A 21,061-nucleotide genomic window follows, 5' to 3' on the forward strand; every position below is an offset into this window, starting at 1 on the left:
CTTCGTTTTTTCTGCATCAGCCCCACTCAAGATCTGCATTTTGTAGATATCTGAATTAGAAGCCGATGCGTAGCTGGTACCGGGCGCAGTCCATACACTCGATTCACAACAGCCGGAAAGCGCGGCTGTCACTAAAAACAACAACAAGAGGCAATGCCCATGAGTCGCAAATCCAACAAGGTGCGCAGCGGCGTGCTTGGGGCGATGCTCTGTGGAATCTCCATGTGCGTCGTCGCTTCGGTGCAGAACTCCGAGGTCGGCGAGCCAGCCCACCGCACGGCCTTGGTCTCCAACCAGGCAAAGCAAGCTGTCCTGCTGGGCGCTGCCGTCACCGGCAGCAACCGCCTGGTCGCGGTGGGCGAGCGTGGCATGGTGCTACTGTCCGATGATGGCGGCGTTCAGTGGCACCAGGGCGTCGTCCCCGTCAGCGTGACCCTCACGGCCGTACGCTTCGCCGGTGAGCAGGGAGTTGCCGTTGGTCACGGCGGCGTGGTGTTGACCAGCAGCGACGGTGGCGAGCACTGGGAGCTGCGCCTGGACGGCCAGCGTGCTGCTCAATTGGCTTTAAAGGCCGCCAAGGCGGACAACAATGCTGCGCTGGTCGGTAATGCACAGCTGCTGATGGACGAAGGTCCGGACAAGCCCTTTCTCGATGTTGCGATCGACAATCAAGGTCGCCTGTTGGTGGTCGGCGCGTACGGCATGATCTTCGCTTCGCCGGATCAGGGGCAGAACTGGAGCTCCTGGATGGGGCGCCTGGACAATCCTGACGGACTGCACCTGTATGCGATTCGCCAACGCGGCAATGAATTGCTGGTGGCTGGGGAGCGCGGTCTGGTGCTGCGCTCCGTAGATGACGGAACCACGTTCGAGCGCCTGCAAACCCCTTACAAGGGCAGTCTGTTCACGGCCGAACTGTCTGGCGAGCGGGATATCGTCGTCGCCGGCCTTAAAGGCAGCCTGTTGCGTAGCCCTGACAACGGGGCGACCTGGCAGCGTCTCACGGCCGCCGATGCGTCTTCATTCACCGGCTCCGCCCTCGGTGCCGACGGCTCCCTCTACCTTGTGACCCAAGCCGGTCATGTGCTCGGCCTGCAGCATGGCGGTCTGGTGCAGTTGAGTCAGCAAGCCTTGCCATCGCTGAACGGCATCGCGCTGGTCAATGCCGAAAACGTTGTATTGCTCAGTAATCGCGGGTTGACCACGCTGCGGCTCGATGGGCGCGCGGAGGGTCTGAAATGAATCTGAATATCTCTCTGCCAGGACGTGCCCCAATGGCCGATTTCGACTCCCGTTCCGGCTCACTGGTCGAGCGCGCGATATTCAACCATCGCTTGATTGTAGTGGTGCTGTGCTTCCTGTTTACGGTCTTCTTCGCTAGCCAGTTGCGTCATCTTGAGCTCTCTGCGAGCTTCGAAAAGATGATTCCGCAAGGGCATCCCTATATCCAGAACTTCACTGCCCATGAGAAAGACCTGGTAGGGCTTGGCAACGCCGTGCGCATTGCTCTGGCCAATCCCAAGGGCACTGTCTATGACGCACAGTACATGGACGCTCTGCGTGAGTTGAACGACGAGTTGTTCTTGATGCCCGGTGTCAATCGTATGCAGATGAAGTCGCTGTGGACGCCGTCGACTCGTTGGGCAGGTGTCACCGAGGAGGGCCTGGAGGGCGGCCCGGTGATTCCGGACGGCTACGACGGATCTCCAGCCAGCTTGCAACAACTGAAAGCTAACCTGGCACGCTCCGGCGAAATCGGCCGCCTGGTCGCTACCGACTTCCGTTCCACGGCTATCTTCGTGCCGTTGCTCGCCAAAGATGCCGAAGGACGTGCACTGGACTACGCCGCACTGGCAGAGTCTCTGGAGCAATTACGCCACAAGTACGAAGCGCGCGGCTATGAGATGCATGTCACCGGTTTCGCCAAGCTGGTCGGCGATCTGATCGATGGGGTGCGTAGCGTGTTGCTGTTTTTCCTCATCACCCTGGCCCTGAGCAGCGCCGTACTCTACTGGTTTACCCGCTGCTGGCGCTCCACCGCTGCCGTGGTCGTTGCCTCGTTGATTGCCGTGGTCTGGGAACTCGGCATGCTGCCGACCCTCGGCTTTGCGCTTGATCCCTATTCCATTCTGGTGCCATTCCTCGTCTTCGCCATCGGCATGAGCCACGGCTCGCAGAAGATGAACGGCATCCTGCAGGATGTCGGGCGAGGCGTCAGCAAGCTAACGGCCGCACGTTTGACCTTCCGTCGATTGTTCGGTGCTGGTATGGCCGCGCTGGTGATCGACGCAGTCGGCTTCGGCGTGCTGTTGGTGATCAACATCGAGGTGATTCGCGAGTTGGCGCTGGCCGCCTCGATTGGCGTCGCAATTCTGATTTTCACCAACCTGATCCTGCTGCCGGTGATCCTCAGCTACGTCGGCGTCTCGCCGCGTGCCGCACAGCGCAGCTTGCGCGCCGAACACGCCGAGCAGAGCGGGGCGGCCAGGCATCTGGTATGGCGCCTGCTCGACCGTTTCACCCAGCGCCGCTGGGCCATCGGTGCAATCGCCGTCAGTGTATTGCTGGCCATCGGCGGGTTGATCGTTGCCAGCCATCTGCAAATCGGCGACCTGGACCCCGGCGCGCCGGAATTGCGCCAGGACAGCCGTTACAACCGCGACATGGCTTTTATGAACAGCCGTTATGGTGCTTCCAGCGACGTGCTGGCGATCATGGTCAAAACCTCGGCGGGTTACTGTTCTGCGCTACCGACCTTGAATAAGGTGGACGCCCTGGAGTGGCAGTTGCGCCAGCTCGAAGGGGTGGAAAGCACTGATACCCTGGCCCTGCTGAGCCGACGCATGAGCGCGGCACTGAACGAAGGCAACCCCAAGTGGTACGACTTTGTGCCTAATCAGGACATGCTCAACACGATTACTGCCAGCGCCCCGCGCGGGCTCTATGACGACAGCTGCTCGTTGCTGACGCTCTACGTGTACCTGACCGACCACAAGGCAGCCACCTTGTCGCGGGTCGTCAAACACGTCGAACAGTTTGCTTCGGCCAACAACACCGAAGATGTGAAATTCCTGCTGGCAGCCGGGACGGCCGGCATTGAGGCGGCTACCAACATGGTCGTCACTGATGCGTGGCGACAGATGAACCTGCTGGTTTATGCCATTGTCGCGTTACTTGCGCTGATCACCTTCCGCTCTTGGCGCGCAGTCGTCGTCGCATTATTGCCGCTGATGCTGACTTCGATACTGGCTGAGGCATTGATGGTCGTTTTGGGCATGGGCGTGAAAGTAGCAACATTGCCAGTGATCGCGTTGGGCGTCGGTATAGGTGTCGACTATGCGCTGTACATCCTGTCGGTGATGCTGGTGCAAATGAAGGCCGGGCAGCCCCTTTCGATGGCTTATTACCGCTCGTTAATCTTTACCGGCAAGGTGGTTATGCTGACCGGCATCACCCTGTCCATCGGCGTTTCCACGTGGTTGGCAAGCCCCATCAAGTTTCAGGCTGACATGGGGGCGTTACTGGCGTTCATGTTCCTGTGGAACATGTTAGGCGCCCTGGTCCTGGTGCCTTCGTTGTCCGTCTTCCTGTTGAAGTCGCAGCAGGGTTCGGCAACAAAATCGGAGTCTTTGTCCTGCAACGTGGATATGGCCGTACTGGAGCATACCGGCCGCTAGCCGGGACCGCTCAAAGGCTCAAAACAAACAAGAATAAGTAGTGAGGAGAGCAACTCAAATGATCAATTACGATCTTATCTACCCGGGCAACCCCGACCAGTACCTGGACGATCTTTGCGAGCGTGTCTCGAAAGGCATGGACGAAGGTCTGCTGCCAGTCGAAGTCTTTCGCGACGACGCCGTGTTCCGTGCGGAAATGGAACGTATCTTCACCCGCAACTGGATCTTCGTTGCCCATACCTCGGAGATCCCCAACAAGGGCGACTATGTACTGCGCCGCATAGGCATCGATAAGGTCATCGTCACCCGTGACGACGATGATCAGATTAACGTGTTGCTCAATCACTGCCGGCACCGTGGCTCGGAACTGTGTCATCAGGACAAGGGCAATGCCCGGCATTTCAAGTGCCCGTACCACGGCTGGACCTATCGCAATAACGGCGATTGGGCCGGCGCGCCACACCTCAAGGATGCCTACGGCGGTCCGCTGGACAAAAAGGAGTGGGGCCTGTTGCGGGCGGCCAAGATCGAGGCCATCCATGGCTTCGTTTTCGCCTCGCTGAGCGAAGACGTGCCGCCGTTGCGCGAATACCTTGGTGGCGCGGCCTGGATGTTCGATGCGCTGTTCGGCCTGCATCCGGATGGCATGAAGGTGCTCAAGGAACCAGAACGTTTTGTGGTCAAGGCGGACTGGAAGAGCGGTGCGGAAAACTTCAGCGGCGACGCTTATCACGTCAGCACTGCGCACTTGTCGGCCTCGCTGTCGGAGTTCATTCCTGGGGTCAATCAGGTCAGCAGCCTGGCCAGCGGCTACGACTTCGGCAACGGCAACAGCTTTATTGGTCACGCGCTGCCGGAGCTGATCGCGCCAATGTTCGATTTCTGGGGCTACCCGCAGGAATACCGCGATCAGTTTGATCTGAGCAAACTGGATGAAGTGCAACTGGAGATGCTCAAGAAGGTCCCGCCGACCATCGGCACCATCTTCCCAAACTTCAGTTTCCTGCGCTTCCCACAGCCTGACGTGCCGGGTGCAATGCCGGTTCCGTTCACCAGCATCCGTATGTGGCAGCCGGTGGCGCCGGGCGTGATGGAACTGTGGAACTACGAGTTGGAGTACGACTTCCTGCCGGAAGAGTTCAAGGCCAAAGCGTATATGGCCGGCCAGTTTGGCTTTGGCTCTGGCGGCATCTTCGAGCAGGACGACACTGCCGTGTGGGAAGGTATCGCCAAGGTCGCTTCCAGCCCTTGGGGTCGTACCAAAGGCATGCGCCTGCATTACCAACAGAAGCGCGGCGGCCCTGATCCGGACTGGAAAGGCCCGGGTGAGTTCCACCCGTCGATCTATGGCGAGTACAGCCAGGAGCGTTTCTGGCGCCGCTGGGTGAAGGAAATGACCGAAGGCAAGAGCACGAGTAAACCTGCCGATCAGTGCGATGACCAAGGGGGATGCGAGTGATGAAAAATTTGCATGAAATGCGCGGGGTCGCAGAGGACTTTCTCGCCCGTGAAGCGCTCATTCTCGACGAGCGCCGCTTCCGTGACTGGTTCGCGCTGCTCGACGATGAGATCGACTACGACGTGCCGATCCGCATCGCCATGCGCAACTATGCCGACGAGTTTCCTGATGGCGCGTTTCGCATCAAGGATTGCAAGGCGCATATCCAGACGCGCATCGCCCGCCTGGAAAGCGATCACGCCTGGGCCGAAGTGCCGCCGTCACGCACGCTGCGCGTGGTCGGTAGTGTGCTGGTGGATGCCACCGAGCGTGCCGATGTGATTTCGGTGGTCAGCGCCATGATCCTCTATCGCCAGCGCGGCCACGACGAACCCGGTGATGTGATCCCGGTCCGCCGCCACGACTTGCTGCGCATCACCGAAGAGGGTTTGAAGCTGCTCAAGCGCAGGGCATTGATCACCCATGCGGTGCTGCAGACGCCCAACCTCGGCGTATTCCTGTAACAACAAAAACAAGAGAGCGGTGATATGGCGAGCGAAAAAGTGGAAGTGATCCTCGATAGCCTCAAGTGCCAGGGCTATGGCCTGTGCCTGGGCGCTGATGACGTCTTTGAACTGGACTCCGTGGCAAACCTCGCCCACCTGAAGCAACGCTTCGTGGATATCTCGCGCAAAGGCGAGTTTGAGCAACTGGTCAGTGATTGCCCGGCTGGCGCCATCAGCCTTCGTGTGGTTCAAGAGTGAATACTGGAGCAAAACATGAGTGAAATAGCCAAAAACCTGATTGGCCGCAAATTTGACCAGATCTGCTTCGTCGTTCCGGACCTTGAGGCGGCCATGGCCCTGTGGAGCAAGACCAATGGTGTCGAAGTGTGGAACGTCGCCCATGACCTGGCCAAGGCGCAGACGCAGAAGGAGTACCGTGGACAACCCGGTGACTTCCAGTTCAGCTGCGCCTACGGCTTCGCCGGCGACACCCTGATCGAGCTGGCCCGTCACGACGGCGGCAACAGCCTGTACAAGGACTGGATAGACAGCCGTGGCTACGGGCCACACCACATCGGTTTCCGCCAGTCCAGCGCCGAGGAATACGCTCAAGCCGAGCGCCACTACCAGGAGCAGGGGCTGGAAAAAGCCATGGCCGGGTTTTTCGAAGGTCCGTTCGGTAACTGTCGCTGGAGTTATTGGGACACCCGCGAACTGATCGGTTTCTACACCGAGCTGTACTACGTCGACGGTGAGCTGAACGAACGCATGGCCGCACTGCGCCGTGGCGAGAACGTCAGTATCACTTCCTGATCCGACCGGGGCGAGCGTTGCCGCCGCCCCATGCAGCGCACTGCGCGAATAACGGAGTAACGATTCATGAATATCATCGGTCCAGATGCGGTGGTCTTCGGTGTGGACGACATCGAAGTCGCAACCAAGTACATGACGGATTTCGGTTTGAAGCCAGCAGGGCAGGTACGTGAAGGCCTGCTGTTCGAAACCCTGGACGGCACCGGCGTGATCATCTGCGATGCCAGCGATCCAAGCCTGCCGCCGCCGCTTAGCCCGACCAACAAGGCGCGCAAGATCATCTATGGCGTCGCCGACCAGCAAAGTCTCGAGCAGATCGCTGCCGAGCTGGGCAAGGACCGTGAGGTCAAGCGCCTGGCCGACGGTGCCATTGAGGCACTCGACGACCTGGGTATCCCACTGGTGTTCCAGCTGACGAGGCGCCGCGAGTTCAGCCTGCCGGCCGAGAAGATCAATGCGCCGGGAGCGCCGCTGCAGCGATCAATCAATTGTGTCGGCGTTGACGATCAGGATGTTGTGCCGCAGGTGCGTAGCCTGGGGCACTTCGCGATGTTCGTGCCAGACGTGGCCAAGGCCGAGGCGTTCTACGTCAACCGCCTGCAGTTTCGCGTCAACGACCGTCTCGGCGGCGGGCCGTTCATGCGCTCCAAGGGCACTCTGGAGCATCACACCATGTTCCTTATCCAGAGCCCGCCGCAGCTCAAGGGCATTGAGCATATGGCGTTCCATCTCGGTGGGCCGAGTGAAGTGATGCAGGCAGGCAACCGCTTTCGCGACTTGGGTCATCCAAGCTTCTGGGGGCCTGGCCGGCACAATTTCGGTTCGAACTGGTTCTGGTACTTCGACGGTCCGCTGGGCTGTCGCTTCGAGTACGACGCGGACATGGACAAGCACGACGACAACTGGGTCCCGCGTGAGAAACCGCTGCATGCGGACAATGCCCAGGCCTACCTGATGGAAATGCTCGAGGAGAACTGGGCACCTTTCAACGGCCCGCGCAAACCGGCGAACAACGCTGCCTGACGGCCCGTGTGATTCATCCGAAAGCCGAGGTCCGCACCTCGGCTTTTTGCTTTCAGTTCCCGCAGTGAGGGACTGAATGGGCGTACTTGATCCTGCATGAAAGCGCTTGAACGCTGCGTCACCTCCATCAGCAGGGAACCGCGTGAGCCTTGCACTTCTTGAATATCTGCCTTGTCCGAATCCCTCTGGCTCGCCTGAACAGCGCTCCCTAAGATGGAGCTCAATGAATACGCGAACGCTCCTGGAGCACGCGTACTGCTTGCGAAGTTTCAGCGAGCAATCAACGAAACAACGATAAGAACAATAGAGAAGGCAATCATGACGAAGGGCAATCCATTTCGTTTCACCGGTGTCGAGTGTGTCAGGTTCGCGGTTGAGGATCTTGCCGATGCATGCCGTTTCGCTGCCGACTGGGGGCTTTCCTATGTGCCTTCGGCCGACCCGGAGGTGAAGCTCTTTCGCGCAGTCGACGGCTCGGAAGTCCAGGTCGTCGCTGCTGATCTGTCGCGCATTGAGCGCACACCGATTGGCGGTGGCAGCGGCTTGTGCGAGATCGTCTGGGGCGTTGAGGATCAGGCCACCCTCGTGGCGCTGGCCGAGGACCTGGGCCGTGATCGCCGCGTCGAGCTCGATGCCGCAGGCGTGCTGCACAGCGTCGACGACCTGGGCATCAACCTGGCTTTCCGCATTGCCCAGCGCAAATCGTCGCACTTCGATGTGACCCGTTATAACGCGCCGGGTCAGCCGGCCCGCATCAACCGCCGCGCAGCGGCCTACAAGGTCGCCATGCCACGCGAGATCAGCCATATCGCCATCGGTGTGGACGACGCGGCCGCGGCCGCGCGGTTCTATATTGAACGTTTGGGCTTCATCGTTTCCGACCGCTATGCCAATCGCGGTCTGTTCATGCGCTGCTCGCCATCCGGTAACCACCATCACGTGTTCTTCATGAACGCGCGGGTGCCGGGAACCCGCTTCAACCATCTGGCCTTCAAGGTGCGCGACATCCACGAGGTCATCGGTGGTGGCCAGCATCTCGACTCGCTGGGCTGGAAGACCTTCGCCGGTCCGGGTCGCCACACTATTTCCTCGGCCTGCTTCTGGTACTTCCAGACGCCATTCGGCGGTTCCTGGGAATACGCCGCCGACGAGGACGTCGTGACGGACGAATGGGAAGCTCAGGACTTCGCTGCCATCGCGCACATCTTCTCTGAATGGACCTTCGGCCTGGAAAAATCCGACGGCACGCTCAAGGGGCCGATTGCCGCAAGCAAGGAACAGAAGCTCTAACGCCCGCAGCTTCCTCATCGGGTGTCCCGCTACGCCATCGCTTCGGCGAGAGTGGAGGGCACCTCTTCACCAGGCTTCGAGGAGCATCTTTCGTGTCCGAATCGAACACCCTTCAAACCCCATATTGGATAGAGCTGCTGCACACCCAGGTGCGTCAGATCAAAGGCAAGTACCGCACCCGCATCATCGAGGCAGGCTCAGGCCCGGCGCTGATCCTTTTGCACGGGACCGGCGGCCATGCGGAAAACTACGCGCTGAATATTGCCGAGTTGGCCAAGCACTTCCATGTCATCGCCATGGACTTCCTCTGGCATGGCAGGTCGCAGACTGAGGGCTACGACCCCGAAATCATCCCCAATCTGGTTGATCAGGTGGTCGATGTGATGGACCAGCTTGGCCTGGCCAGTGCCTTCGTCGAAGGGCAGTCGCTGGGCGGCTGGGTGGCCATGCAACTGGCCTTGCGTCATCCCGAACGGGTCGATGCACTGGTGCTGACCACTACCATGGGTTACACGCCGGCCGCAGACGCGATTGAGGGCTATGTCGAGCCGGATTGGGCGAGCAACCTGCCGAGCTCGCTTGAAGTGCTGCGTGATCCGAGCTTCGACAATGTGCGCACCCGTATGGCACGCATTCTGGCCAGACCGGAGCGGCTCACCGATGAAGCGGTCATGGTACGTCAGGCGCTCTATCGCCAACCCGCGCTGGCCGCCGTGCAGCAGGTGTTCATCGCTGAGTACCTGGCCGGTTCCACCATTCGCAAGCATCTGGTGAGCGACGCACTGGCCCGGCAGATCAGCCAGCCCACCCTGGTTTACTGGGGTGATCGTAATCGCACACCGCCGGCCCTCGGCGAGCACATTGCGCGTCAGGTACAGAACGGCACCTTCCATTGCGCCAGCGACACGGGGCACTGGGCCCAGTTCGAGAGTGCGGCCGAACACAACGAGGTCGTGACTGCCTTCCTTGAATCGCAGATATCAGCGGAGAAAACCCACATGTCGACAACCACCCTTAATCCAGTAGGTCGCTGGGAAATTCTTTCCTGGGAACAGGCCTTCGACGACGGCCGCCGCGAGCTGCCGATGGGCGAGCACTTGCAGGGTTTCATCCTGTACACCGAAGGCGGCTACATGGCCTGCATGATCGCTAAAGCCGAGCGGCTGAACTTCGAAACCGGCGGTCAGTGGAACGCCAGCGACGCCGAGAAGGCCAATGCCTACACCAGCATGCTGGCCTATGGCGGCCGCTACGAGGTACACGGCGACGTTATTACGCACCTGGTCGATATCAGCCTGTTCCCCAACTGGATCGGTGGTGCCCAGAAGCGCCGTTTCGAGGTCAATGCCGACGGCACGCTGACCTTGAGCGCGCGTCTTGAAGAAGGTACGCCGCAGGCCCGCAGCGCACGCCTGGTCTGGCGGCGTGCCGACGGTTGAACACGGAGAAACAGCGATGAATAGCCTACAAAATCCCGAAATCGGTCAGAGCATTCAGACCGGTTCAATCGTGACCAATTACCACGACGTCGGCAGCGGTGAGCCTGTGCTGCTGCTGCACGGCTCTGGGCCTGGCGTCAGTGCCTGGGCCAACTGGCGCCTGAGCATTCAGAGCCTCAAGAACGATTTCCGCCTGCTGGCGCCCGATCTGGCCGGGTTCGGTTTCACCGAGACGCCGCAGGACATCGTTTACTCACGCCAGCTCTGGCTGGATCAGATGGTCGCCTTTCTGGATGCCGTGGGTGTCGAGAAGGTCAACGTGATCGGCAACTCGTTCGGCGGTTCCATGGCCCTGGCCCTGGCTATCCACCATCCGGAGCGCATCAACAAGCTGATCCTGATGGGCAGCGTCGGTGTGCCTTTTGAACTCACCCCAGGTCTGGACGCAGTGTGGGGCTATGAGCCGACGCAGGAGAACATGCGGGCGATCATGCGCATATTCGCCTACGACCAGACGTTGGTCGGCGACGACTTGGTGCGCATGCGTTACGAGGCGAGCAAACGCGCCGGGGTCCAGGAAGCCTATGCGGCGATGTTCCCTGCACCGCGCCAGCGCTGGGTTGAGGCGATGGCCCATGACGAGGCCGAGATTCGCGGCATTGGGCACAAGACGCTGCTGGTTCACGGCCGTGACGACAAGGTAATTCCGCTTTCCACCTCGCTGACCCTGCAGCAATGGATCGACGACAGCCAACTGCATATTTTCGGGCGCTGTGGTCACTGGACCCAGATCGAGCACGCCGCCGCCTTCTGCCAGTTGGTGACGAATTTCCTCAAGGCCGACTGAACGCGCTCCTTTGCATTCGAACAAGAGCCGAACAACAACAAAAACAAGGAATCTCGCTATGCCCAAGACAGTAAAAAAAGCGTTGATAGTTGGCGCCGGCACCGCCGGAATGTCTGCCGCCATCACCTTACGGCGCATCGGTATCGACGTCGACATGATCGACATCAACCCGAACTGGGGCGCGCTGGGTGCCGGGCTGACCATCACTGGGCCGACCCTGCGCGCCTTGCATCAGCTCGGCGTCTACTCGGACATGGTCGATGAAGCTTACGTCGGTGAAGGCATTCAGGTCTGCAACACCCAGGGTGAGCTGCTGCGTAAGCTGGCAACCCCCATGCCGGCAGACAGTCCCACCGCAAGCAGCGGCGGCATCATGCGCCCGACCCTGCATGGCATCCTCGCTCGGCACGCAAACGCCGAAGGCACGCCGATCCGTCTGGGCCTCACTGTCGAGGCGCTGAAGCAGGATGACAGCGGCGTGGACGTGACCTTCAGCGACGGCAGCCGTAACCGGTACGACATCGTACTGGGCGCTGACGGTGTGTTCTCTAAAGTGCGCGGGCTGATCATGCCCGATGCACCCAAGGCCGAGTACACCGGCCAGAGCTGCTGGCGATTGTTTCTCGAGCGCCCGGCCAGCGTCGACCGCCGCACCTACTTTCTGGGTGGGCCGCACAAGGTCGGTTTCACCCCGGTCTCGGCTACCCATATGTACATGTTCCTGCTCGAACGTACCCCTCAGGTGTTCATCGAACCGGCGAACTTCCACCGTGAACTGGCTACCCGTCTTGCAAGCTACGGTGGCGTGCTCGCCGAGATCCGCGACTCGCTCGGCGAGAAGGATAACGCGGCGATCAACTTCCGCCCTCTGGAGATATTCAGCCTGCCGGCGCCCTGGTATCGCGGCCGCGTCCTGCTGATGGGTGACTCTGCGCATCCCACCACCCCACAACTGGCCTCCGGTGCCGGCATGGCCATCGAAGACGCATTGGTCCTGTCCGAAGAGCTGGTGCTGGCTGACAGCGTGGAGCAGACGTTCGCTCGGTTCATGGCACGCCGCGAGGCGCGTTGCCGACTTGTCACCGAGTGCTCAATGGAACTCGGTCGTCTGGAGCAGGCGCGGGCGCCAGTTGAAGAACAGACCAAGGTGGTAGAACGAGCGCTGCTGGCCCTTAGCGAACCCATTTGAGCGGGAGTCCCCGATGAATATCAACGATTCGTTGCTGCAAGAAATCAGCGTCGACCTGTACAACGCCCAGCGCAAGGCCGAGGCCATCGCGCCGCTCACTGAGCGTTATCCGGCGCTGACCCTCGAGCATGCCTATGCGATCCAACAGCGCCTGATGGCCCTGCGTCTGAATGATGGCGAGCGTGTGGTCGGCAAGAAAATCGGTGTGACCAGCCAGGCGGTAATGAACCTCCTGGGCGTCGGTCAGCCGGACTTCGGCATCCTCACCGATGCCATGACCGTCAACTCTGGAGCGGCCATCGCGGCGTCTTCGTTGATTCAGCCCAAGGCTGAGGGTGAGCTGGCGTTCGTGCTCAAGCACGACCTGATGGGGCCAGGCATCACCGTCGCTGACGTGTTGCGCGCCACTGAGGGCGTGATGGTCTGTTTCGAGATCGTCGACTCACGTATCCAGGACTGGAAGATCAAGATCCAGGACACCGTGGCGGACAACGCCTCTTGCGGGGTTTTCGTGCTCAGTGACCGGCTGGTGCCGGTGCAGGATGTGGACCTTGGGTTGTGTGGCATGGTTCTGGAGAAAAACGGCGAGATCGTCGCCACCGGGGCAGGTGCCGCGACCATGGGTTCGCCTGCGGTGGCCGTGGCCTGGCTGGCCAACACCTTGGGGCGTCTGGGCATGTCGCTAAAGGCCGGCGAAGTGATCCTCTCCGGCTCACTCGGTCCGATGATAGCGGTGAAGGCGGGCGACAACCTGCGGGTGTCCATCGGCGGCGTCGGCAGTTGCTCGGTGCGTTTCACCTGACGCTGGCGGGCCTTTGGCAGCAGCGCGTGAAACGGCCTCTAAAACAATAAGGAGACAAGGTATGGGCTTCGTACTTAAAGAATCGATCCTGGCCGGGATCATCGGCGGCATCATCGCCGCCATTCTGGCTTTCTGCGCCAATCAATTTCTGGTGCCGTTCCCGCAAACCATCCTGGATAACTCGCTGGGCAATGGCATCAGCGGCTTCGTCAGTGGCCTGCTCAGCGGCTTCATCGGAGTTTATCTGGTGCTGCGCAAGACCGCCAAGAACCCCTAGACACTCTGGGCCGGCTCCTATTGACCGGCCTGTCATGCACGGCTGGAGCTATGTCATGAACAAAAAACTCAAAGTCGCCATCGTCGGTTCCGGCAACATCGGCACCGACCTGATGATCAAGATTCTGCGTAATGCAAAACACCTGGAAATGGCGGTCATGGTCGGCATCGACCCGGCCTCCGATGGCCTGGCCCGCGCGCAGCGCATGGGCGTGGACATCACCCATGAAGGCGTTGCAGGCCTGACCCGCATGGACGTATTCAAGGACATCGACTTCGTGTTCGATGCCACCTCGGCCGGTGCTCATGTGAAGAACGATGCGTTCCTGCGGTCGATCAAACCGGGCATCCGCTTGATTGACCTGACCCCGGCCGCCATCGGCCCATACTGCGTGCCGGTGGTCAACCTTGAGCAGAACCTCGATCAGCTCAACGTCAACATGGTCACCTGCGGCGGCCAGGCCACTATTCCGATGGTCGCGGCGGTCTCGCGTATCGCCAAGGTGCATTACGCCGAAATCGTCGCCTCGATTGCCAGCAAATCCGCTGGCCCCGGCACTCGCGCCAACATTGACGAGTTCACTGAGACCACCTCCAAGGCCATCGAAGTCATTGGCGGCGCAGCCAAGGGTAAAGCGATCATCGTGATGAACCCGGCCGAGCCGCCATTGATGATGCGTGACACGGTGTTCGTGCTGTCCGAAGCCGCCGACCAGGCTGAGATCGAAGCGTCTATTGAAGAAATGGCCGCTGCGGTAGAAGCCTACGTGCCGGGCTACCGCCTCAAGCAAAAGGTGCAGTTCGACGTCATCCCTGAGTCGGCACCGCTGAAGATCCCTGGGTTAGGCACGTTCTCCGGGCTGAAAACTTCGATCTTCCTCGAAGTCGAAGGTGCCGCCCATTACCTGCCAGCCTATGCCGGCAACCTCGACATCATGACCTCCGCTGCCTTGGCCACCGCCGAGCGCATGGCGCTGTCGATGCTGAACGCCTAAGGAGAATCGCCATGAGTTTTAATCCCGGTAAAAAACTGTACATCTCCGATGTCACCCTGCGCGACGGCAGCCATGCCATCCGCCACCAATACTCGATCCAGAACGTCCAGGACATCGCCCGAGCGCTAGACAAAGCCAAGGTCGACTCGATCGAGGTCGCCCATGGTGACGGCTTACAGGGTTCGAGTTTCAACTATGGCTTTGCGGCGCATACCGATCTGGAGTGGATCGAAGCGGCCGCCGATGTGATCCGCCACGCCAAAATCACCACGCTGCTGTTGCCAGGCATCGGAACCGTCCACGACCTGAAAGCCGCCTACAACGCCGGTGCCCGCGTAGTGCGCATCGCGACCCATTGCACCGAAGCGGATGTCTCGAAACAGCACATTGAATACGCCCGTGAGCTGGGCATGGACACCGTCGGTTTCCTGATGATGAGCCACATGATCCCGGCCGAGCAGTTGGCCGCGCAGGCCAAGCTGATGGAGAGCTATGGCGCGACCTGCGTGTACATGGCCGACTCCGGCGGCGCGATGAATATGCAGGACATCCGCGACCGCTTCCGTGCGTTCAAGGCTGTGCTCAAGCCCGAAACCGAAACCGGTATGCACGCCCACCACAACCTGAGCCTCGGGGTGGCCAACTCGATCACGGCCGTTGAGGAAGGTTGCGACCGCATCGACGCCAGCCTGGCGGGTATGGGTGCCGGGGCCGGTAACGCGCCGCTGGAAGTGTTCATCGCGGCGGCCGAGCGCCTGGGCTGGAACCACGGCACCGACCTCTACACGCTGATGGACGCGGCCGATGACATCGTGCGTCCGTTGCAGGACCGTCCGGTGCGGGTTGATCGGGAGACCCTGGCGCTGGGTTACGCCGGGGTCTATTCGAGCTTCCTGCGCCACGCCGAAGTCGCCGCCGCCAAGTACGGCCTCAAGACTCTGGACATTCTCGTCGAACTGGGTAAACGCCGGATGGTCGGTGGCCAGGAAGACATGATCGTCGACGTCGCGCTGGACCTGCTCAAGCGCTGAGACCCTCATGACGCACGCTCCGCTTGGTTGTGGCGCGTTCGTTCATCATTACGCCCGGTCTGATGCCGGGCGTTTCGTTCTCATCCTCTTCAGACCAAGGGAGTTTTCTCCTTGAACAGTACGACCACTGCTTTGCGTCCCGTCCCTTTGCCGCTGCTGTTTCTGCTCGGAAGCCTAGCGGCCATCGCACCGCTGTCCACCGACATGTACCTGCCAGCGTTCTCCATGATCCGCCAGGAAATCGGCCTGGCCGCCGGCGAAGTGGAACTGAGCTTCTCGTCCTACTTCATTGGCATGTTGATCGGCATGCTCTGCTACGGGCCGGTCAGCGACTGGATCGGCCGTAAGCGCCCGCTGCTGGTCGGGCTCGGTCTGTACGTGGTGGCCAGCGCCGCAATCACTCAGGTGGACGGCCTTACAGAACTGGTTTTCTGGCGCTTCCTCCAGGGCTTGGGCGGCTGTGCTGGCGCGGTGCTGACCTTCGCTATCATCCGCGACCGCTGCGACCTGTCGCAAAGTGCCCAGAATATATCCCTGCTGATCCTGATCATGGGCGCGGCCCCCATATTGGCGCCGCTGTTGGGTGGTTGGGTAATGGAACTGTCAGGCTGGCGCAACGTGTTCACGGTGTTGACCCTGTTCGGAGTTGCGCTTTTCATCTATGCCTTCGTGGTGCTCGACGAACCACCTACAGACCGAAGTGTAGGCGGCGGGATTCGAGCGGTATTGGGCGAATACGCGGATCTGCTGAAATCCCGCCACTTCATGACTTTGGTGCTGATCCAGGCTTTGGTCATGGGCTGTATGTTCAGCTACATCATCGGCTCGCCGTTCGTGCTGATGGACATTCACGGCATCGCGCCAAGCGCTTTCGGCTATTTCTTCGGTTTCAACGCCATTGGTGTCATGGTCGCCGGGCAGCTCAACCGAGTCCTGCTTAAGCGCTTCGCTCCGATCACGATATTGCGCACGGCGCTGTGGTTGCCTTTGATTGGTGGCATCTTGTTGGTGATTGATGCCCAGCTGGTTGCTAGCAGCTTGTGGCTGGTGCTGCCAGGGTTCTTCGTTGCAGTGTGCAGTGTAGGGTTCGTCAACCCCAATGCTTCTGCGCTGGCCATGGCCGATCAGGGGCGTCGCGCCGGCAAGGCATCGGCCATCCTCAACGGTGCCATCTTCGGAGGCGGCATGCTCGCCGGTCTGCTGCTTAACCTGTGCTACACGGGGACCACCGCGCCGGTGGCTTGGCTGATCTGCTTTAGCGCTCTGCTGGCACTGTTCGTTGGCCGCCGCCTTTGAGCCGCACTCAAGTACGAAAACCGCTTACTGCGGCATTCAGGGTGCTGCCCACCAGTCCCAGTTCGCGTACTGCGTCTTCCAGATGAGCACTCGCCGTGCCACTGCGTTCGGCGATTGCTCGTACCCGCGCCATGCTGTCGCCGACCTGTCCGGCGACAGCACTCTGTTGCTCAGCTGCGGCGGCGATCTGTTGGCTCATGTGCTCGACGGTGGAGACAGCAGCACTAATCGCCTGCAACGCTTGTGAGGCCTGCGCGGTAAGCTCGACGCTGGCTCGGGTCAGTTCCTGGCTGCCCTGCAGCCGTTGCGAGGCCTCGCCGCTGACATGGCGCAGTTGCTCGACGATGGTGGCTATTTCCTCGGTGGAGGCCCGAGTTCGCAGGGCCAGGCTGCGCACTTCGTCGGCCACCACGGCAAAGCCACGGCCATGCTCGCCAGCACGTGCGGCCTCGATGGCGGCATTGAGCGCCAACAGGTTGGTCTGCTCGGCCAGTGCGTTGATCACTTCAAGTACCCGGCCCACCGCGCCACTTTCTTGCAGCAAGCGCTGCATCGCCTCACTGCAGCCAGTCATCTCGTCTGCCAGATGGTCGATGCGGCTGCTGGCCTGACGCACCAGATCATCGCCGCGACGGGCCTCGCGGTTGGCTTGCTGCACGGCGCTACAGGCATCACTGGCATTGCGTGCGACTTCTTGGGCGGTGGTGGTCATCTGTTGCATCGCCGTGGCGGCCAGTTCGGTTTCGGCATTTTGCTGCTCGACACCTTGGGTGGTTCGCTCAGCCACCTGCACCACGTCGTCGGCGGTGCAGTTGAGCGTGCCGATATCCTGGGCAATGCGCCCGACCAGGCCGCGCAGGCTGTCGAGCATGCTGCCGACGCTGGTCAGCAGTTGGCCGAGCTCATCGCGCCGAGCGTGCGATTGTGGCTCGGCAGTCAGGTCGCCGGCGGCGATCCGCCGGGTCAATGCCAGCACATGGGTCAGCGGTCGCAGTATCAGTTGGCGGATCAACACGGCGGCACCGATGCCCAAGGTCAGCGAGATGATCAGGATGCCGCCCAGTAGCTGCGTCACCTGCTCGCTGGTCTGGTGCCAGGCCAGCTCCTGCGCCTCGCTTACCGCAGCGAGGCGTGCGCCAACTTGCGTACTGGCGTTGTTCATCGCCGCCTGACTCACGGTGGCACGCTCGCGGCTGGCGACGAAGTGTTCGAAGGCATCACGGTATCCGGCCAGCGCTTCGTTGGCCTGGCGCAGGGAGTCCCGCTCGCTGCCATTCAACTGGCGCGCCAGGCTGTCCAGGTAAGTGAGCAGCTCGGTCATTCGGGTTTCCCAGTCGTCGTGCGCGCTCAGGCTGTTTTCATGGGCGAAATACAATTCGCTGTCGCGCAGGTTAGACAGTTTGTCGCGCAGCATCGAGGTCTGCTCCAGCAGCGTCATTAGCACCTGCGAAGGCGGTTGCGCTTGCTCGGCGACGGTGTTGAGCGCGTCGAGCTGGTCGAGCAGCACGGCGCTGAAACGCTCGCCCAGGTTGTGCGCAAGCTCCTGCATGCCTACCCGGGCGTCGCGTTCCTCAAGCTTGGCTTGAGAATAGTGCTGGAATTGGGTGAAGTAGGTGGCACTTGCCTCGCCAGCCGAAGCGGCGTCTGGAATTTCTCCGCGATGCAGGCTCAATAGCCCGCCGAGCTGCTCGACCAAACTGGCGACCTGCCCGGATGCATCGGTGGACAGTGTCAAGCCGAAGTCTTTCTCTGCGGCACGGGCCTGCAACATTAGCGCGCGGGCACCACCGAGATCGCGGATGACCGCGCCGCGCTGTTCCAGCGCGTGCAGCGCATTGAACGCGGTAAAAGCGACAGCGATTGTCGACGCCAGGACCAGACCGAAGCCGAGGGTGAGTTTGGCGCCTACCGAGAGGTTGCCGAGTACACGAACGAACATGTTCATCTCCTTTCAGGGAGCTGCAAGGGGGCCGCCGCACGCACGTCATCAAAGTGATCGGTGCTTGGCGGCAGCGCTATGAAGGTATGTGTCAGCGGGTGAGGGTCGTGATCGAATCAGTGCGGGTGGGAGGCATGACATTCTTCTTATTGTGGTCATGGGCGCGGGGCAGGGCGGTTAGCCGCTGCCCCGCAGGGCTCAGATGTTGTCAGTCGAGAAGACTCTTCAAGGCGATGCCGGTGTCCGCGATCAGCGCCTGGTCGGGCGACATCCCGGCAGCCAGCAACTTGCGGCCAAGAATGTGCTCCAGAGGCTGGTTGACCGAGTCGACCGCGATCAGGGTGCTATCGCGGTAGTGGAATACCGAGAAGCGGCCGAGCTCGGGTTCGCCGCGAGTCACGCAGTGGGTGCGGCCAATCGACAGGCCGACCATTTGCAACTTGACCTCGCCCTGGTCGCTCCAGAACCAGGGCAGCGCTTCATAACTGGCGTCCTCGCCGATGATCAGACGTGCCACCAGGCGAGCCTGGTCGTTGGCATTCTGGATCGACTCCAGACGCAGTCGGGCGTTGTCGGCGTAGCGGTTCTCAAAGGTGACGCAATCACCGATGGCAAACACGTTTGGTGCCGAGGTACGCATCTGCGCATCGACCAGGATGCCGTTGCTGCAGGCGATGCCAGCGGCCTGCGCCAGCTCGCTGTTGGGTAGCGAGCCGGCACCGACAATGACCAGGTCGGCCGGCCATTCGCGGGTCGCGGTGCGTACGGCGGCAACCTTGCCGTTGTCGCCGAGGAAGGCGCTCACGGTACTGTCGAGCTCCAGGATGATGCCCTGTTCGCGGTGCTTGTGGGTTACATAAGCAGACACCTCTGGCGACACCGAGCGTTCCATGATGCGTGATGCGGTTTCCAGCACCGTGACCTGTTTACCGAGTTTGCGAGCGGTGGCGGCAATCTCCAGTCCGATGAAGCCGCCGCCAACGATGACTATTGAGCTGCTGCTCGCCAGGCGCTGACGCAGGGTGCGTGCCTGTTCGAGCGTACGCAGCACGAGAATGCCCTCCAGCGCGCTGCCCGGCAGTGTCAGGGTCCGCGCGCGGGCTCCAGTCGCCAGCACCAGCTCGTCGTAGGGGACAAGGCTGCCGTCGGCCAGTTGCAGGGTTCGCGCCTTTGTATCAAGGGCGCTGACTCGGGTATTCAGGCGCAGGTCGACGCACTTCTCGTCGTAGAAACTTTGCGGCTCGAGCAGCAGCTTGTTCTCTGCTTCCGGTGTGTCGTTGGTGAGGAAGGCTTTGGAAAGGGGCGGACGGTGATAGGGCAGGTCAGCTTCGTCGCTGAGCAGGGTAATGGCGCCGGCGAAATCCAGTGCACGCAGGGCCGCGCAGAGGCTGACCCCGCCATGTCCGGCGCCCACGATAACGACATGTCTTGTCATTTTGTTGTTGTCTCTGTCGTTTGTTGGCTGGCCGGCGGCATTGCGCCGGCCGGTGATTAATCCTGAAAAAACGGGTGCAGCAGTTGCTCTACTTGCGCAGGCGCCTCGTGGTTGCAGATGTGTCCGACGCCAGCGATGACCTCTAGCACGACATTTGGATTCTGTGCGGCCATCGCCCGCATGTCTGCCACCGGTCCACCGCCGTGGTCATGCTCGGCCGCCACCAGCAGGGTAGGCACGCGCAGTTCAGGGAAGCGCGCACTGAAGTCCATTTCGATGAAGGCGCGTACATACGCCAGATAGCCGTCCAGAGTGGTGTTTTTCATCATCGTGCGCAGCAGGCTGTCCACCTGCGGATGACTGGCGCGAAAGTCAGCGCTCAGCCAACGGTCGACGGTGACATCGGCCAGCGTGTCCATGCCCTGGGTCTGTGCGGCATCGCAGCGACCGCGCCAGAACTCGCGCCGGTCATCCGGCTGGCGGGGCCGGCAGCAGAACGCGGCGATGCGCGTGACCCGCTCGGGGTATTCCAGGCCGAGCGCCAAGGCCAGCGAACCGCCGAAGCCGAGGCCGACCACGGCGGAGCGGGAGATGCCGAGGCGGTCCCACAGCTGTACGACGCCGTCACGGATGGCGGCAAAATTACAGTCCTGTGGTGGTGCCGGGCTCTGCCCGTGCCCCCAGGGATCGAAGCGCAATACGCGAAAGTGCGCAGACAGGCCTGCGGCTTGTTCGGCCCAGAACTCTGCATCGTTGCCGATACCGGGTATGAAGGTCAGCCAAGGGGCATTCGCAGGCCCGCTGATGACATGGTGGAATGTGGGCAGTGCTTGAATTGCTTGCATTGAGCGGGCTCCTTCGCTGGCCGTAGGTTACGAACGTATCCGGGGCGGAGGTAGGCGATGAGCCGGATGGCTGTTATCCGGACAATGCATGGCTATCGATAGAAAGCTGAGTTGCGCTTTTTTGCTGGAGTGCACAGCAAGCCAGGACACTATGATCACGGCTGGCCCGAAGCTGCGCGAACAAAATTTCGCGGCGTCATCGACAATAACAATAAGCGGC

Annotated in this window: 19 protein-coding genes and 1 pseudogene; 16 read left to right on the top strand and 4 right to left on the bottom strand. The window is 61.1% G+C overall.

The genetic code is table 11. From position 1 onward, the window contains the following. Nucleotides 1–159 precede the first annotated feature (159 nt). The 16 genes from AC1MEA_RS18460 to AC1MEA_RS18535 all read left to right on the top strand — a co-directional run bounded on the left by AC1MEA_RS18460 (nt 160) and on the right by AC1MEA_RS18535 (nt 16,622). Nucleotides 160–1,242 (top strand): WD40/YVTN/BNR-like repeat-containing protein, encoded by a 1,083-nt coding sequence (locus tag AC1MEA_RS18460; RefSeq protein ID WP_449634169.1) that lies wholly within the window; start codon nt 160–162, stop codon nt 1,240–1,242. Next, nucleotides 1,239–3,677, top strand: coding sequence for an efflux RND transporter permease subunit (locus AC1MEA_RS18465; protein WP_480417018.1), 2,439 nt, complete (start codon nt 1,239–1,241; stop codon nt 3,675–3,677). The genes AC1MEA_RS18460 and AC1MEA_RS18465 overlap by 4 nt, the downstream gene beginning before the upstream one ends. A 58-nt stretch (nt 3,678–3,735) precedes the next feature. Continuing rightward, a complete protein-coding gene (locus AC1MEA_RS18470) occupies nt 3,736–5,136 on the top strand; it encodes an aromatic ring-hydroxylating oxygenase subunit alpha (protein ID WP_219060075.1) in 1,401 nt (466 codons plus the stop codon). Continuing rightward, a complete protein-coding gene (locus tag AC1MEA_RS18475) occupies nt 5,136–5,639 on the top strand; it encodes an aromatic-ring-hydroxylating dioxygenase subunit beta (protein ID WP_219060074.1) in 504 nt (167 codons plus the stop codon). The genes AC1MEA_RS18470 and AC1MEA_RS18475 overlap by 1 nt, the downstream gene beginning before the upstream one ends. 24 nt (nt 5,640–5,663) lie before the next feature. Further along, nucleotides 5,664–5,879 carry a ferredoxin gene (locus AC1MEA_RS18480; RefSeq protein ID WP_219060073.1) on the top strand — a complete coding sequence of 72 codons (216 nt, stop codon included), beginning with the start codon at nt 5,664–5,666 and terminating at the stop codon, nt 5,877–5,879. Between the two features lie 15 nt (nt 5,880–5,894). Beyond that, nucleotides 5,895–6,434 carry a VOC family protein gene (locus tag AC1MEA_RS18485; RefSeq protein ID WP_219060072.1) on the top strand — a complete coding sequence of 180 codons (540 nt, stop codon included), beginning with the start codon at nt 5,895–5,897 and terminating at the stop codon, nt 6,432–6,434. Between the two features lie 66 nt (nt 6,435–6,500). Next, nucleotides 6,501–7,457, top strand: coding sequence for a VOC family protein (locus tag AC1MEA_RS18490; RefSeq protein ID WP_219060071.1), 957 nt, complete (start codon nt 6,501–6,503; stop codon nt 7,455–7,457). A 318-nt stretch (nt 7,458–7,775) separates the two neighbouring features. Next, nucleotides 7,776–8,747, top strand: coding sequence for a VOC family protein (locus AC1MEA_RS18495; RefSeq protein ID WP_219060070.1), 972 nt, complete (start codon nt 7,776–7,778; stop codon nt 8,745–8,747). Between the two features lie 92 nt (nt 8,748–8,839). Beyond that, on the top strand, nt 8,840–10,186 hold the full coding sequence (locus tag AC1MEA_RS18500; RefSeq protein ID WP_480417019.1) for an alpha/beta fold hydrolase: 1,347 nt from the start codon (nt 8,840–8,842) through the stop codon (nt 10,184–10,186). 16 nt (nt 10,187–10,202) lie between these two features. Further along, on the top strand, nt 10,203–11,033 hold the full coding sequence (locus AC1MEA_RS18505; protein ID WP_480417020.1) for an alpha/beta fold hydrolase: 831 nt from the start codon (nt 10,203–10,205) through the stop codon (nt 11,031–11,033). A gap of 58 nt (nt 11,034–11,091) precedes the next feature. Further along, a complete protein-coding gene (locus AC1MEA_RS18510) occupies nt 11,092–12,222 on the top strand; it encodes an FAD-dependent oxidoreductase (protein ID WP_480417021.1) in 1,131 nt (376 codons plus the stop codon). Between the two features lie 19 nt (nt 12,223–12,241). Continuing rightward, nucleotides 12,242–13,024: a 2-oxopent-4-enoate hydratase gene (dmpE, locus tag AC1MEA_RS18515; RefSeq protein WP_480918170.1), complete on the top strand. Its 783-nt coding sequence runs from the start codon at nt 12,242–12,244 to the stop codon at nt 13,022–13,024. A 61-nt stretch (nt 13,025–13,085) separates the two neighbouring features. Continuing rightward, complete coding sequence (locus AC1MEA_RS18520; RefSeq protein WP_219060066.1) at nt 13,086–13,301, top strand: hypothetical protein; 216 nt, start codon at nt 13,086–13,088, stop codon at nt 13,299–13,301. A gap of 55 nt (nt 13,302–13,356) precedes the next feature. Continuing rightward, on the top strand, nt 13,357–14,295 hold the full coding sequence (locus AC1MEA_RS18525; protein WP_480417022.1) for an acetaldehyde dehydrogenase (acetylating): 939 nt from the start codon (nt 13,357–13,359) through the stop codon (nt 14,293–14,295). A gap of 11 nt (nt 14,296–14,306) precedes the next feature. Further along, on the top strand, nt 14,307–15,326 hold the full coding sequence (dmpG, locus tag AC1MEA_RS18530) for a 4-hydroxy-2-oxovalerate aldolase (RefSeq protein ID WP_480417023.1): 1,020 nt from the start codon (nt 14,307–14,309) through the stop codon (nt 15,324–15,326). A gap of 111 nt (nt 15,327–15,437) precedes the next feature. Then, the gene (locus tag AC1MEA_RS18535; protein ID WP_480417024.1) at nt 15,438–16,622 is read left to right on the top strand and encodes a multidrug effflux MFS transporter; all 1,185 of its coding nucleotides are present in this window, start codon (nt 15,438–15,440) and stop codon (nt 16,620–16,622) included. A gap of 7 nt (nt 16,623–16,629) precedes the next feature. On the opposite strand, the gene AC1MEA_RS18540 is transcribed toward AC1MEA_RS18535, so the two are convergent. The 4 genes and pseudogenes from AC1MEA_RS18540 to AC1MEA_RS18555 form a co-directional block, all read right to left on the bottom strand. Beyond that, on the bottom strand, nt 16,630–17,493 hold the full coding sequence (locus tag AC1MEA_RS18540; protein ID WP_480918171.1) for a methyl-accepting chemotaxis protein: 864 nt from the start codon (nt 17,491–17,493) through the stop codon (nt 16,630–16,632). Between the two features lie 42 nt (nt 17,494–17,535). Beyond that, nucleotides 17,536–18,567: pseudogene (locus AC1MEA_RS18545) on the bottom strand (methyl-accepting chemotaxis protein); the annotation flags it as partial. A gap of 202 nt (nt 18,568–18,769) precedes the next feature. Continuing rightward, entirely contained in the window at nt 18,770–19,996 is a 1,227-nt protein-coding gene (locus AC1MEA_RS18550) for an NAD(P)/FAD-dependent oxidoreductase (protein ID WP_480417025.1), read from the bottom strand. 56 nt (nt 19,997–20,052) lie between these two features. Continuing rightward, on the bottom strand, nt 20,053–20,841 hold the full coding sequence (locus AC1MEA_RS18555; RefSeq protein ID WP_449634158.1) for an alpha/beta fold hydrolase: 789 nt from the start codon (nt 20,839–20,841) through the stop codon (nt 20,053–20,055). Nucleotides 20,842–21,061 lie beyond the last annotated feature (220 nt).

This window comes from Pseudomonas sp. ASL8 (genome assembly GCF_056680355.1).